The organism is Ammoniphilus sp. CFH 90114 (assembly GCF_004123195.1).
GTDB lineage: Bacteria > Bacillota > Bacilli > Aneurinibacillales > RAOX-1 > YIM-78166.
Genome location: NZ_SDLI01000007.1, coordinates 1 through 15438, shown reverse-complemented (window position 1 = coordinate 15438; position 15438 = coordinate 1). Strand labels below are relative to the sequence as shown.

9 protein-coding genes are annotated in these 15438 nt (G+C 41.6%); 3 read left to right on the top strand and 6 right to left on the bottom strand.

The window, feature by feature from the left end:
- Positions 1-178: 178 nt before the first annotated feature.
- The 3 genes from EIZ39_RS16205 to EIZ39_RS16195 all read left to right on the top strand — a co-directional run bounded on the left by EIZ39_RS16205 (position 179) and on the right by EIZ39_RS16195 (position 2977).
- Positions 179-469 carry a DUF3817 domain-containing protein gene (locus EIZ39_RS16205; RefSeq protein WP_129201049.1) on the top strand — a complete coding sequence of 97 codons (291 nt, stop codon included), beginning with the start codon at positions 179-181 and terminating at the stop codon, positions 467-469.
- 107 nt (positions 470-576) lie between these two features.
- Entirely contained in the window at positions 577-1266 is a 690-nt protein-coding gene (locus EIZ39_RS16200) for an MgtC/SapB family protein (RefSeq protein WP_483296047.1), read from the top strand.
- Positions 1267-1534: 268 nt separating this feature from the next.
- On the top strand, positions 1535-2977 hold the full coding sequence (locus tag EIZ39_RS16195) for a SulP family inorganic anion transporter (RefSeq protein WP_129201048.1): 1443 nt from the start codon (positions 1535-1537) through the stop codon (positions 2975-2977).
- Positions 2978-3096: 119 nt separating this feature from the next.
- Here the strand turns inward: EIZ39_RS16195 and rnjA are convergent, their stop codons facing one another.
- The 6 genes from rnjA to EIZ39_RS16165 all read right to left on the bottom strand — a co-directional run.
- Positions 3097-4833 (bottom strand): ribonuclease J1, encoded by a 1737-nt coding sequence (rnjA, locus tag EIZ39_RS16190; RefSeq protein WP_129201047.1) that lies wholly within the window; start codon positions 4831-4833, stop codon positions 3097-3099.
- Positions 4834-5004: 171 nt separating this feature from the next.
- A complete protein-coding gene (locus tag EIZ39_RS16185; RefSeq protein ID WP_129201046.1) occupies positions 5005-6780 on the bottom strand; it encodes a PAS domain S-box protein in 1776 nt (591 codons plus the stop codon).
- Between the two features lie 172 nt (positions 6781-6952).
- Positions 6953-9364 carry a heavy metal translocating P-type ATPase gene (locus EIZ39_RS16180; protein WP_483296046.1) on the bottom strand — a complete coding sequence of 804 codons (2412 nt, stop codon included), beginning with the start codon at positions 9362-9364 and terminating at the stop codon, positions 6953-6955.
- Positions 9365-9629: 265 nt separating this feature from the next.
- Positions 9630-10919: a cell wall-binding repeat-containing protein gene (locus EIZ39_RS16175; RefSeq protein WP_129201044.1), complete on the bottom strand. Its 1290-nt coding sequence runs from the start codon at positions 10917-10919 to the stop codon at positions 9630-9632.
- Positions 10920-11173: 254 nt separating this feature from the next.
- Positions 11174-11935, bottom strand: coding sequence for a YheC/YheD family protein (locus EIZ39_RS16170; RefSeq protein ID WP_129201043.1), 762 nt, complete (start codon positions 11933-11935; stop codon positions 11174-11176).
- Positions 11936-12074: 139 nt separating this feature from the next.
- Positions 12075-15438: S-layer homology domain-containing protein (locus tag EIZ39_RS16165; protein WP_129201042.1), on the bottom strand; the 3364-nt coding region annotated here is incomplete at its 5' end.

Here is a 15438-nt window from a genome sequence, read left to right as displayed (position 1 = left end):
CTTGTCGGTTCTTTTCGACAAGGAAATAGTATTTTTATCTGCAATTATGACTTTATCGTGAATTATTACCTATACACATAGTGTTTATAATGCTATATCATTATAATAGAGGTAATGTAAGACTGGTTTCTAAGTGAATTACAAACATACATAAACTCATACAAGGAGGTTTTTTTGCATGCTTAATAGTCCCATTGGTCGCTTACGTACGATAGGTTTAATAGAAGGAATCTCTTTTCTTTTGCTCCTTGGCATTGCCATGCCTCTAAAATATTTTGCTGGGATTCCCGAAGTAGTGCGGGTGGTTGGAGCGATTCATGGATTACTGTTTGTTCTCTATCTTTTTGCTGTCGCTCATGTAACCTATCGATTCCGCTGGTCCATTGCTAAGGTACTTGGAGCTGTTGCGGCTTCCTTCATTCCGTTTGGTAACTTTGTTTTGGATCGTAAACTACGCAGCTATCAATAGACATCATATAAACAAGACCCAACTGTTGGGTCTTGTTTTCATTTCGTTTAAGTCTGTAATGATTAAGTGTGTTATAATCTTTTAAAAATCTTAGGAGTAGAGGTAAAATGACTTGGATCATAGCCCATGACTATATTTGGAAACTCGGACTTGCTTTGTTTTTAGGGTTGTTGATCGGTATAGATAGACAATTGAAGAAAAAGCCCGTAGGGATCAAAACCTGTATGATTATTAGCGTAGCCAGTTGCCTAATCACGATTGTCTCCATTGAGTCTGTCCACATTTACTCGGTCGAGGGCCATACCAATATGGATCCCATGCGGTTAGCTGCTCAAGTGGTGAGTGGAGTCGGCTTTTTGGGGGCGGGGGTTATTCTTCGTCGGAATAACGATGTGATCTCCGGATTGACTACCGCATCCATGGTATGGGCCGCGTCTGGACTTGGTATTGCTGTTGGAGCAGGATTCATCCTCCAAGCCTCGGCTGCTGTTGTGATTATGATGTTAGCCATTAATGTATTTCCTTCTTTATTGAAACTTTTAGGACCTAAGAGTTTTAGCCAACGTGATCTGCTGGTGAAGATCATAGTGGATCACAGAGAAGACGTAGACATCATATTTAAAGAGATCAAGCGCTGTGGGATGAAGGTAAAGCACGTAAAACTAAAAGACATTGACGTAAATCATTCTGAAGTTCAGATGATCATTCTCGCATCAGAAAAACAGTATACGACGCATATCTATCGTCTGCTCAAAAGTATAAATGGAGTCGATTCCGTTGAGCTAGAAAGCAGATAAGAAGAAAGGAGCCTGTAGTGGCTCCTTTCTTCTTTTTCATCTACGTCTATTCCAAGCCTACGCCTTGAAAATAAACAAGTATAAAACCTTAAGTATAAGAGAGTAAATGAACTTTATATCGTGATGATAGTGCTTACATATCTATTTATCTTCATAGCCAAGTTCTAAATGTTTATGTATAATTCACAATTAGGTACAACGGCTCCGACTTTCCTGAGAGAGGAAAGTCAACATGTTCTTTAAAAATTGAATAGAAAGAGGTTGACTTATGAATTACAAGCAAGAATGGTTCTCGAATATTCGAGGTGATATACTGGCAGGAATAACAGTAGCTCTCGCCTTGATTCCAGAGGCTATCGCTTTTTCCATCATTGCTGGTGTTGACCCGATGGTCGGATTGTATGCATCTTTTTGTATTGCTGTCATCATTGCATTTGTCGGAGGACGTCCCGCCATGATCTCCGCTGCTACGGGGGCTATGGCTTTACTCATGGTTAACCTTGTAAAGGATTACGGCTTAGAGTATTTATTGGCTGCAACGGTTTTAACCGGAATTATTCAATTCCTTCTAGGAGTATTAAAAGTAGGAAGGTTTATCACCTTTGTTCCGCATTCCGTCATGATTGGATTCGTGAATGCCTTAGCGATACTGATCTTCATGGCACAGTTGCCTCACTTTGTAGGTGAATCTTGGCAGATGTATGTTATGGTTGCGGCCACATTAGCCATCATCTATATCCTACCTCGATTTACAAAAGCTGTTCCGTCACCACTCATCGCCATCATCGTGATGACTATCATCGCTATTTATGGAGGCTTTAATGGACGAACAGTTGGAGATATGGGAGAAATTACGCGGGCCTTACCCGTATTCCATCTCCCTAACATTGAGTTATCTCTACAGACATTGTGGATTATCTTACCTTATTCCATTACGCTTGCTATTGTAGGGTTACTGGAATCTCTACTAACCGCAACCATTGTAGATGAAATGACCGAGACGAAAAGCTCTAAAGATAAAGAGGTCAAAGGGCAAGGAATTGCAAACATGATTACGGGTTTCTTCGGTGGAATGGCAGGTTGTGCCATGATTGGCCAATCCGTCATTAACGTTCAATCTGGTGCTCGGGGCCGTTTATCCTCTCTCGTGGCTGGGGTGTTCTTGTTATTTCTTATCATCGTACTTGGTGACATTGTAAAGCAAATTCCTATGGGCGCACTAGTCGGAGTCATGATCATGGTATCCATTGGAACTTTTGATTGGCAGTCTCTTAAGATTCTACCTAGAACTCCTCGCCCTGACGCCGTCGTCATGATTGTCACCGTTGCTATTGTAGTAGCAACACACGACCTTGCTAAAGGGGTTCTAGCTGGGGTAGTGATGAGTGCTTTAATCTTCGGGTGGAAAATGACGAAGATGAAAACAACAACAAAGCTCGAAAATGGGGCGAAAATTTATAAAGTAACCGGGCAGATGTTCTTCGGAACGATGAGTCATTTTGTAGATCAATTTAACTTTAACGAAGATCCAGATCAGATTATTATTGATTTTAGCAGCTCTCATGTTTGGGACCATTCCGCCGTGACTGCCATTGCTAAAGTGATCTACAAGTATCAAAAGTTAGATAAGCACGTTGAAATTATCGGACTAAATGAAGAGAGTCAAAAGCTTGTGAATCAAGTAGGATTATCGGCTCCTTCTGGACATTAAAACGAAGAGCTTGCTTGTACCTAAAAACAAAAAGAGACAGTTTATACTGTCTCTTTTTGTTTTTGGCTTTAAGTTTTAATATATAATGCCGTTAATATTTAAAAAAACAAACCTTCCTCTTAAGAAGAGGTGGAGGTTTGTTCATCTAATGGTGGTGTAGTTTCGGGCTCCATAATGATCGTCATCATCATGGGGCTTCGGTTTGTTTTGGAAATAAAATAAGGTGTCAACGTATTTGAAATTTGTTGCTTCCATTCTGCCCAAGACGTGATTCCTTTTTCCAATAATTGATGTACGGTTTGTCTCGTTAGCTGAGTGGCTTCTCGCATCATGTCCTCTGATTCACGAACATAGACAAATCCTCTGGTTACGAGGTCAGGACCCGCCAAAACTTTCCTCTCCTTCATATCCACAGTAAGCACCACAATCATGATTCCATCCTGGGCAAACCTCTTGCGATCTCGGAGCACAATATTCCCCACATCACCAATTCCACTGCCATCAACTAAGACAATTCCCGATTGAACGCTAGGGTTGTTTTGATTCTTGTTTCTTTCGATGATGACGGTAGCTTGAGTAGGTGACTTCGTATGACGGAATACATCGCCATTCTCTAAGATGAATGTGTTCTCAGATGCAATCCCAACTTCCTCAGCCAGTTTAGCGTGTTGAACCAGCATCCTATATTCGCCATGAATCGGAATAAAATATTTTGGCTTCATAAGATTTAACATTAACTTTAAATCTTCTTGACTGCCATGTCCAGATGCATGAATTTCTAGGTGGCTGCCGTACTTGACGTCTGCTCCTGCACGGAACAGCAGGTCAATCGAGCGATTGATATTTACGTCATTACCTGGAATTGGCGAAGAAGAGTAGACAACCGTATCTCCAGGAATAATCTTCACCATCCGATGAGAACCTTGGGCAATACGCGTTAATGCAGCCATAGGTTCACCTTGGCTTCCGGTACAAAGAATAACGATTTCTTCTGCCTTATATCGGTCTATATCCCTTGCGTCAATCAACATGCCTTCCGGTGCCTTAATGTATCCTAAGCGTTGAGCAATCTCAAAGACTTTCTCCATGCTGCGGCCAATTAACGCAATTTTCCTTCTATAACGAACAGCGGCTTGAACGACCTGCTGTAAACGATAGACATTGGAAGCAAACGTTGAAAACAAGATCCTGCCTTGAGCGAGGTGAAAAATATGATCTATAGCCTCGCCCACCACTTTTTCAGATGGAGTACCTCCTTCTCTTTCACTGTTGGTACTATCCGATAAAAGTGCTAATACTTGCTTGTTCTCTCCCAACTGAGCCATCTTGGCGATGTCAGCTGAGTTTCCAATCGGGGTTAAATCAAACTTGAAGTCGCCCGTATGAACCACCGTTCCATGTGGTGTATGAACAGCAATGCCTAGGGAATCAGGTATTGTATGGTTCGTCCTAAAGAAGGATAAGCTAATCTTTTCGAATGGGAGCGTTTGTTCTGGATCAATGACATGAAGTTTGGTCTCACGCAATAAGCGGTGTTCCTTTAGTTTCGCTTCCACTAATCCTATGGTGAGAGCCGCTCCATATACGGGTACATTCACCTGTTTTAACACATAGGGTAGGGCTCCGATATGGTCCTCATGTCCATGGGTTAAGAAGATTCCTTTAATTTTACCCTTATGTTGAATGAGATAAGAGATATCTGGAATGACTAAATCAATTCCCGGCATGTCTTCTTCAGGAAACTTCCCCCCGCTGTCCACGACAACGATCTCATCTTCAAATTGAATAACGTACATGTTCTTTCCGATCTCGCCTAGTCCTCCTAATGCGAAGATAGAAACAACGGATTCAGACATGATATTCACCTCTCGATATATAAAAAGAATAACGGGCTATATGCGTAAGCAAAAGCCCGCTTATTAGTATTTGTTTAATGGTCTTTTCCGTCCATTGGCTACTATTCTCTATTATATATGAATTAGACAACAAATACCAACAATCGCTTTACTAAACAGAAAAAAGGGCATTCAAGCCCTTTCTTTTGTTTGTAATGAAAAACTAATCTCAATGGTAGTTCCTTTATTCAGTTCACTTCTGATATGAACCTCACCAAAGTGGTTCTCAATAATTTTTTTACTTATCATATAACCTAGACCCGTACCTTTGTCCTTCGTTGTAAAAAACGGTTGGCCTAGCTTAGCCAAAACTTCTTCCGGCATCCCTATTCCTTCATCGATAAAACGGATAAACAGTATTTCTCGGTTAGTACTTTGAATTTGAATGAGTAGTTTACCACCTGTAGGCATCGCTTCAATCGCATTCTTAATAAAGTTGATAAAGACCTGCTTCAATTGATTCTCATCGCACGGAAGATGGGTAAACTCGGAGTGAACCTCCGTGACAATCTCCACATTTTTTAGAATCGCTTGGGTATCTAGTAAGGTGATCACCTGCGCTATTAATGATCTAATGTCTTTACTTTCAAACCTACTGACCTGGGGCTTCGCTAGAATCAGCAACTCACTAAGAATATGCTCGATTCGTTCAATTTCTGAAGACATGATATCGAAGTACTCTTTCTTCTCTCCATATCCCGATCTCATTAATTGTACAAATCCCTTGATAGCGGTAATCGGATTCCGAATCTCATGAGCGATTCCAGCTGCTAGCTGACCAGCCACCGATAGTTTTTCAGTATTTTGCAATAATTCTTGCGATCGTTTCCAAGCTGTGATATCTCGTAAAGTAACCGACCACCCGTTCAGGTTCCCTTTGGCGTCTTCAATAGGAGAAATATACAACATAACGTTCAATATTTGCCCGTCTTTTCGAAGGCGTCTAGTTTCAAGTCCTATAATTTGTTTTCCCCTTCTAACTTCTGCCTCGCACTCTCTTACTTCATGAAGATATTCGGTCGGAACAATGGGTAATTGATATAATCCGAGGCTTAGAATCTCCACTTTTGACCAACCAAAGGTTTCCTCAAATGCCTTATTCACACGGATGACGTTCCCTTGCAAGCTAAAGATAAGAATGGGATCTACATTATGGTCAATAAGGAACTCGAGTTGTTGTGTCTTCTGTTTAAGTGCAGCTTCTGCTTTTTTCGTTGAGGTGATGTCCCGAGCAACGCCGTAAACACCAACAACCTCATAATCAACAATAATGGGCATATTCGTTACATCAACATAGACGATAGATCCATCCTTATGTAGCGCTTTTGTTTCATAATGCTGCGTTGTACCTTCTGCGGCCATCTTATAATGTTTCATGGTTCTTTCTTGATCGTCTTCAGATACCAGTGGCATAAAGGAATGATGTAAATATTCTTCCTCACTGTAACCTAATAGCCGTTCCATCGCAGGATTAACACTCAGGTAATTCCCTTCTAAATCAAATGAAAAGACGGCATTAGGATTATGTTCAAAAAGAGACTTGTAATGTTGTTCACTTTTAGCCGATACCATTTTTTTCTTTGTTATATCCTGAAAATAAACCGATAGTCCATTAGACGAAGGATAGGCCCTTACATCATACCACGATTTCAATGGGGAGTAGTAAGAGTCAAAGGTTACCGGTATTTGTTCTCGAACCGCCTTATGATACTGTTCATAAAATGGTAGTTGTGTGGCCTCAGGAAATTCTTCCCAAACATTCTTCCCTATTAAATCTTCGCGGCTTCGAAAAAGCAACCGAGTAGCTTCTGCATTGATGTAGGTAAAGTTCCACTGTTCGTCTAACGCAAAAAATGCATCGGTAATCCTCTCTAATATTTCAAATGCATCTACTATTGGATTACTCATACCTCAAGCCTCTCTCTACCTTTTATTTGATATTCTGTCAGCTTGATCTGTAAAGTTAAAATTAGGTCAATTTTCCGAAATTATTATAATATTATACCATACTATGCTTAACCGCATAAAAAACATCCCGAATTTGTTCCCCGGGATGTTGTAAAGGTTATATGACGATACTTTATACTTTTGCTTTCTGTAAACGCAACGCGTTAAGAACGACAGATACGGAACTAAGAGCCATCGCCGCACCTGCGACCCAGGGAGCAAGGAGTCCTACCGCTGCTACAGGAATACCCAAAGAGTTATAGGCTAAAGCCCAAAATAGATTTTGCTTGATGTTACTCATCGTCTTCTTACTCATTAAAATAGCTTCTGGGAGACTGTTGAGATCACCGCGCATGAGAGTCAGATCAGCGGCTTCCATCGCTACATCGGTTCCTGTTCCTATAGCAATACCAATGTCCGCAGTGGCTAAAGCAGGTGCATCGTTGATTCCGTCTCCGACCATGGCCACCTTTCGGCCTTGTTCCTGGAGCTTTTTCACTTCTCTCGCTTTTCCTTCTGGCAAGACTTCCGCTCTTACTTCGTCTATTCCTACTTCTTTCGCAATAGCGTAGGCCGTTCTCTCATTATCCCCAGTGATCATGATCACTTGGATCCCCATCTGCTTCAAGCGAGCTACCGCTTCTTTAGATGTTTCCTTAATGGTGTCTGCTACAGCCACCATGCCAGCATAGGTTCCATTAATAGCAACCAACATCGCTGTTTTTCCGGCATTCTCCAATTCACTCATCCATTCATTTGAAGATGTTGCATCAATGTTGTATTGGGCCATTAATTTACGAGTTCCAAGGAGTAATTCCTTACCTTCTACAACAGCACGTATCCCAAACCCAGGAATCGCTTCAAACTGCTCCGTCTCCGTTAAGACAATTCCTTTCTCTCTAACGCCTTGGACAATAGCTTCTGCTAGCGGATGCTCCGAATTCTTCTCTGCACTACCAACGAGGCGGAGAAATTCCTCTTCCAACCAGTCTTTGACAATGACATCCGTTAATTCTGGTTTTCCCTTCGTTACAGTCCCTGTTTTATCTAAGATAATGGTATCTATTCTTTGGGTCCCTTCGAGGTGTTCTCCGCCTTTAAACAGGATACCAAGCTCCGCTGCTCGACCCGAACCTGCCATAATTGAGGTTGGTGTTGCAAGTCCCAGCGCACAAGGGCACGCGATAACCAATACAGCAATCAATTTTTCAAGAGCATTAGCCACATCTCCAGGAGTAACCCAGAAGTACCAGATCAAAAACACGAGGATCGCAATTCCTACTACAATCGGTACAAATACCCCTGAAATCCGATCAGCTACCCGTTGGATAGGTGCTTTTGAACCTTGTGCTTCTTCCACTACTTTAATAATTTGAGCCAGGGCCGTTTCTTTACCAATCTTTGTTGCCTTTACTTTTAGTGAACCGTTTTTATTAATAGTAGCTCCGTATACGTTCGTTCCCGCTTCTTTTTCTACTGGAATACTTTCCCCCGTCAACATGGATTCATCAACAGAGGAACGACCTTCAAGCACTTCACCGTCCACTGGAATCTTTTCTCCGGGTTTAACCACCACGATATCTCCTAGTACCACATTCTCTACAGGTACAACCAATTCTTCACCATTTCGAATGATCGTTGCTGTTTTTGCCTGAAGTCCCATCAACGTCTTAATCGCTTCGGAAGTTCGCCCCTTGGCTACCGCTTCAAAAAGCTTCCCTAAAATGATTAATGTAATCAATACTGCGCTAGTCTCATAATACAACGCAACATGATGTCCAGCACCATGGCCAATGGATTGAATGGATTCATATAAACTATAAAAGTAGGCCGCAGAAGTACCTAAAGCAACTAATACATCCATATTGGCGCTGCCATTTCTTAGTGCCTTATAAGCCCCTTTATAAAACTGTCCCCCAACCCAAAATTGTACAGGTGTCGCTAGGGCAAACTGTACCCAAGGATTCATGAATAAATCCGGTACCCAGATGAAGGAAGTCCAAGAAAAGTGGGCCACCATCGTCCAAAGCAATGGAAACGACAAAATAGCTGAAATGATGAATTTGCGCTTTTGTTTTTCAATTTCTCTTTGTCTGTGATCGATTTGATCCTCGTTCTTCTCAGACTTGAGGGCTGCTCCGTATCCGATCTTCTCCACCTTGGCTATCAGTTCTTGGACGGATATTTCTGCAGGTGAATATTCAATCTGCGCGGTCTCTAAGGCAAGGTTAACGGTTGCCCGACTCACGCCCTTCATCTTGCTGAGTCCCTTCTCAATACGGGTCGCGCAAGCCGCACACGTCATTCCGGTGATTTGAAGATCCAACATTTCCTTTACCGTACCGTAGCCGAGTTGTTCAACTTTTCGCTCGATATCCTCTACGTTTACTTTCTCTGAATCATAAGTCACATTAGCCCGCTCTAAAGCCAAATTCACGTTCGCCGCTGAAACGCCGTCAAGCTTGTTTAAGCCTTTTTCAATTCGTATCGCACAGGCTGCACAGGTCATCCCTGTTATCTGAAGTGTAGTTTCCTTCACACTCATTACGTCCATCTCCTTTATTTGATCGTTCATCATTTATAATTATATACTATACCCCCCTAGACTATATGTCAATGGTTTTTCCAATTTTTTTAAACCTAAAATGGCATAGCCCGGGGCATCGCCAAGCTTTTACTGATATCATGGCTAAATAGCCTATTGAGGTATAGGGTTACCCCTTTTTGTTCAATAAAAATACTCCCTCTATGGGAGGGAGTATTATAGTGGACAATCATTGAATCTACAGTTAAAAAAATCACACAAGAAATTAATGATGACCATTGTGATTCATCTTGCCGTGATCTACAGGTTGCTCTTCTTTCGCAGGCTTTTCTGGCTGACTTGGTTCTTGGTGTCCTCCTCCGTGACCTGCATGACTGTCTCCCGTAACCGATTCAATCTCAATGAGATGATCGAGATTCCCTTGTTGTTCCCAGGATATCCAATCGGATCCTCCAACGATATATAAGTGATTGTAAGGGCCTTCTGTTGGCTCTTTTTCAAATAAAGGCTTAAGCTTAGTCAAATAATTAACTAAATTATCTGGTGCACTATCAGCATTCGTTAATAATAGTGGAGCATGCTTCCCACGGTGAGCAAAGGACCCTGTCGGGATGGATTCGGACATATTCGCCATATTGCCTAGCAGTAGCCCATGTCCTGGTTGGGTGATTCCCCAGCCAAATCCAGTGTTTGTATCTTTATACTGGGCAAACGCAATCGCGTTTGAAACAGGGTCATCACCCGCTATACGAATGACCGTTCCATAAGATCTAAGATTTTCTTCCACCGTTTTAGAAATGACCGACTCAGGCCCTAACAGATAGACAGTAGCTTTTCCTTCACGCTTTTGTAAAGCATTTATGGTTTCATTAGGGATTTCATCTTTGGTCACATACAGCAAAGGTTCAGGCATGTGAGAAATCCAGTTCCCTGCCGGTGCAGCGAATTCAACCTGCTCTGAAGTGGAAACAATAACGGAAGCAGGTAAGCTTCCACTTGCTTCAGCGTAAAATTGGTCAATCGCTTCAGCTAGCTGGCTAGGTGTTTCTCCTTTGATTTCTTTAACTTTAAAGTGATCTGAAAGTTGCTTGACCGCTTCTTCATCCATCCCAATCGTTATGACCTGCGTTCCATCCTCTGAGCCTCTAGGGTTCAAACGCATGATTTCATCAATTGCATTTGAGCTAATCTGATTTTTACTGGTTACAAGCAAGGGGCCATCACTTGGATGATGAACCAAGTCCAAACTTACTAATTGAGCTTGCCAACTTTCCTTAGGTGCTACAAGAACGACATTGGGGATTGTACCCTTTTGAGTCGCCGGCCAGATCATTCTTGACGTTGAAATGGATAATTCCTCTGCGTCTTTCCCCACAATTCTCGTTGTATTTTTTGTGCTGCTGTAATCCCAAGCCACCTGAGTTTGATCTGTACTTGCATTCGGATTTGGGGTTGATTCACTTCCTTGTGATTTCTCTGGTGTACAACCCGCTAAAAGTAAGCTCCCTGCTAATATTCCCACTCCGAAAAGCTTGAGATAAAAATTTCTTTTCATTTCTATCTTCTCCTTCATCATTTTAGTTTAGGTATACATCTAAAGTTGTTTTCCACCATAAATATACTATACCCCCCTAACCTATGTAAAGAGGTTTTTATATTTTGAAGCAGTCTCCTAAGCATTTATACAATCGTAAACATCTCTTAGGATTCGCTTATACATTTGATTATAGGAGTAAACCTTGAAGAATTTATGGAGAATAAACGTACAAAAAAAGACAGATCCGTTTTTTGATCTGTCTCCTCTATTTGTTATTCCCTTCTCCCATAAGACCGGGCAAAGAATAGCATTCGCCTATACATCGTTTGGTCAATCTTTTTTACTGGGTAGATCACTGGCCACGTAGAATTCACTTCAAGGATCCAGAGCTTACCAGTTTGATCAAAGACCCAGTCGATCCCGATTTGATGCATGCCACTTCTCTTGGCACTTAAACATCTGGCTACTTCAAGAGATAGCCTCTGAATATAATCAAAGCGTCGACTCTGTTCGTGAGGAGGAAGTCCTTTCGATTGAAAAAGCTTATTCACCGAATAAACTTTCCCTCCTTGAGCTAGATTTGTAACAATTTTTCCAGGAGATCCGACTCTAGCAAACCAGCCTGTACATACCCATTCACCTTTTGGTTTTCGTTGAAGCATCGCCCGAACATCGTAAGGCTTATTATTGAATCTTTCAAGTTCAATGCCTTGTTGAATAATAAGCCTAGAAGAACTGCGTCTATTAACAAATTGGTATAGAGAATGACTATCGGTAAATACCTTGGTCCTGGACTGATATTTTAGTATGAACTCCGGTCCATTCTTTACTACTCTATAAACTCCTTTTCCTTCCTTTCCAAAATCGGGCTTGATATAAACCGTGGTGTACCTAAGCAGAGTTTGCTCCAGATTGTCTTTCGTAAAGGGTCGGGTAAAAGGCAGATGAGGCCGAATCATACCCTGTTCCATTAAGTAACCATATACTTTAAACTTTCCTCTAATCCGCTTACTCCGAGAACTAAACTTTTTCACTTTTTCATCCACCTCACCATAATTCTATGCATGTTCGATACAAGATGATTGGGTAGAATGGTTGAAAAGGTAGATTGAGAGAAATGGCCCTAAATCGGGGTGAACGGACGAAGAAAGGAGCCCTGAGGGCTCCTTCATCCTATTGCTGCCCTGCAATCTTTACCATGATCACAGCAGCCATTTCTCTTGTTACCTGATTTCTTGGCAGAAAGTATCCTTCTCCATAGCCGACCATATATCCTCGATCGAATACAGCGCTAATGGATGGTTGAGCCCAAGCTCCAGCATCCTGTAAATCTTGAATCGCAGGTCCTGATGGGCTTGTTTGCAGTTTATAAGCATTCGCTAACATAACAGCCATTTCTTGACGAGTAATGGCCTTATGAGGATCAAATGTCGTGGCACTCGTTCCGTTCACGATGCCCAATTCTTTTGCTTTTACTACGCTGCCAAAATACCATGAACCAGGTTTCACATCTTCAAAGTTTAATTCTGCCTCTGCTTTTGGCTTTTCACCCAAAGCTTGAAGCAATAACGCAGCAAACTGTGCTCTTGATAAAGCTTGCTTCGGAGCAAAGGTATTTTGATCAAGACCTACCATAAGCTTTTTCTGATAGGCTTTTTCTATTGCTGGGAGTGCCCACTGGGCCATTTGATTCTGATCCCTGAATGGAAGGATCGAACTTACTTCTTTAACTGTACTCTTAAACGGATAAATCGAGGCTTCATTTTCTAGCAACAGATCATAAGCGAGTAGAGCCACGAATGCCTGCTGGGTTGACATTTGGTTTTTCCCTTGTCCCTTCGTATGTTCAAACGAACCATCAGCTTGTTGATAACTAAGAAGCTGAGTCAGAGGGTTGCCGTTGGTTTTTGCAAACGGTAGCTGGGTTGGATTCACTCCTAGAGAGGCTAGACCAATAATAGTCTGGGATATACTCTCGCTGCTTTCTGTCACATCCGCCGAGTAGGTAAAACCCCCCTTATCATTTTGAACACTGGCCAGCCAGTTCTTGGCTTTTTCTATTGCTGTATTGACAGCCGCGTCCTGTTTATAGGAAGTCAGAGCCCCCATAGCCATCGCTGTAAGATCAACACTTGGTGAACCATCCGTCGGATCTAAGGACCAAGCTCCATTTTGATGCTGGTGCTTCACAAGCCAATCGATTAACTTCTCCTTCGTCCATAGCGCTTGAGCTGGGATGTCCGCCTCAATCAACTCAAACGTTAACAGCGTAAACATAACCCCATTGGTTCCTTGGCGTGTTAATCGCTTATCGTTATACAACAATTCAGTGAGGTTATACCCAGCAAATTGTTGCGGGTTTCCACCAGCTAGATGCACGCCTAGTACTGCCGTAGATAAATCCGTCACTCTTCTAAATTGACCTTTTTTCTCCTGTAACTGCTTCTCAATGTAATTTAAGTAGTCCTTAGATGAAAAAGAACCAGTATGGTATAACGCTAATAACTCCCATAAATTATACTCTCCCGTATTCCAATCCTTTTTAGACACGGCTTTAATAGCTTCCTTTACCTTCTGATGCATGGGATCTATATAGCTACTCTTTAATTTGCTTCGATCAACCAAAGCAAACTTTGTAAAATGATTCACCATCCCTGTAACAATCCCTGTTTCTGCATCCACTACCGCTGGAATAGGGATCCACATGTTATTGGCTTCGTCAAGCCAAACGAGAGCAACTTCATCCAGATTGTCTATGAATAAAGGAGCTTTCACCGAAATATATACAGGTTTATTAAAGGTCGTCCCTTTGGGTAAAAATTCATAGATTGGTGATAAGAGTTCTTGACGTTCGTTATTAGGTTGTTTGGTTATGGTAATTTTTCTGCTCGTATTCAAAGCGTTAGCAGGAACAAGAAGTCTAATTTCCTCTTTTACATCCTTAATATCATGATCAACACTCAGGTTTTCAATTATTTTCTCTTCGTTGACCACATTACTAACTAACTCATCAGCTAACTTTTGCGCGGTATCTTTTGTCATTCTCTTTGAACCATTTAACACGATAACCGCCTGCTTAGTAGGGTCCAAAGGATTTTTACTGTCAATAGGAATGATCGATTTGACCTGATCTAAAGATTTCTGCACATCTTCGTTTAGCGTTCCGGTTTGTGTTGTTGTGGAACCACCACCTGTGTTTCCTACATCGTTTCCAAGATCTTTAGTATATAACCAACTTACATGATCTTGATTGTTCAATGAGTATTCACCTGCTGAAGCGCTAGGGAAGATTCCATTCACCGAATAGTTCCAACCACTCTCTGGTCCATGCGCTAATTCGGCTAGTCCTTGAATCTCTGTAACATAAAGGCTAGAACCACTTCCTCGAGTCTTCACTTTATCTAGTCCAATCGCCTCAACTAAAACCTGATATGGGGTAGCTGTACTTGAAATATTAACTGATGTATCTAGAACGAGAACCCCATCTAGTCCTTTCACTGTTACTTTTATCGTTTTTAGAAAAGGATTGTTATCCGATCCTCCACCTCCGTCGCCTCCCCCACCATGATCTGGTGTAGTTCCAAATTGTCCTTGGAATTGATACATCAAAGGCTTGGCTTCAATGTAGTGCTTATAAGAAACTAATGCCTGTAAAGCTTGTTGCGTTGCCATACTTGGCCCAGCTTGTCCGTAATAGAACAATTTCTCATCTTGCTTATAAAAGCTTAGTAAGTAATCAATTAAATTTACATTTTGCTTGGTAAATTCTTCATTGGACGGACTGATTCCTACACTGGTTAAACCGATGACAGCTTGAGCGACACTCGGTACGGGATCGCCTGATATCATAAATCCGCCACTAGCTTTTTGTTTATTCTTTAAGAACGTAATGCCCTTGTTTATAGCCTCTAGGACCTCTTGTTTTTCATAATACGGGGCAAGTGCCGTTAGCGCCATTCCTGTTACATCAATATCACTCGTTGAACCAGTCCAACTCCAACCACCGTCTGCGTTTTGTTTTTGAATTATATTATTTAGTATCTTTGTTTTCGTCCACTTCGCATCGGTTGGGATGTTATACTGACCACTATCTAAGGCAATCAAAGCATAAATGAGACCATTTGTATATTGTGACAGATTCCCAAAATTATAAAGCTTCTCTACTAAATTATAGCCTCCAAGATCGGTAGGATCTGCTCCTAATGCTTTGGCCGTTAATAAAATACGGGCATACTCCGTAGCAAGAGAATAGCTTCCGTTATTTTTTCTTACCTCAGCAATTAATTTATCTAGATAACTCTGAGGGACCTTTTTCCCTGCTAATGCAACAGCAATAGCATCCCAGTCGGATTTCACTCCATTAGTCAGAATCTTTGAACTTACATTGTTAATTATTTGGTTTATCGATTCTAATTTATCTTTATCATATTGAGTTGGTGGTTCTAATAAATCGCGAGGTTCGTCTTCTGGATCTTGTGGTGTTGGATCATTATCATCTTCACCCGTCCAAGATACATAGCGAAACTCTATAAAGTCT

What these genes read in the sequence shown, in the direction of transcription:
- EIZ39_RS16205 (WP_129201049.1), top strand. Translation starts at nt 179, where the DNA reads ATGCTTAATAGTCCCATTGGTCGCTTACGTACGATAGGTTTAATAGAA.
- EIZ39_RS16200 (WP_483296047.1), top strand. Translation starts at nt 577, where the DNA reads ATGACTTGGATCATAGCCCATGACTATATTTGGAAACTCGGACTTGCT.
- EIZ39_RS16195 (WP_129201048.1), top strand. Translation starts at nt 1,535, where the DNA reads ATGAATTACAAGCAAGAATGGTTCTCGAATATTCGAGGTGATATACTG.
- rnjA (WP_129201047.1), bottom strand. Translation starts at nt 4,833, where the DNA reads ATGTCTGAATCCGTTGTTTCTATCTTCGCATTAGGAGGACTAGGCGAG.
- EIZ39_RS16185 (WP_129201046.1), bottom strand. Translation starts at nt 6,780, where the DNA reads ATGAGTAATCCAATAGTAGATGCATTTGAAATATTAGAGAGGATTACC.
- EIZ39_RS16180 (WP_483296046.1), bottom strand. Translation starts at nt 9,364, where the DNA reads ATGAGTGTGAAGGAAACTACACTTCAGATAACAGGGATGACCTGTGCA.
- EIZ39_RS16175 (WP_129201044.1), bottom strand. Translation starts at nt 10,919, where the DNA reads ATGAAAAGAAATTTTTATCTCAAGCTTTTCGGAGTGGGAATATTAGCA.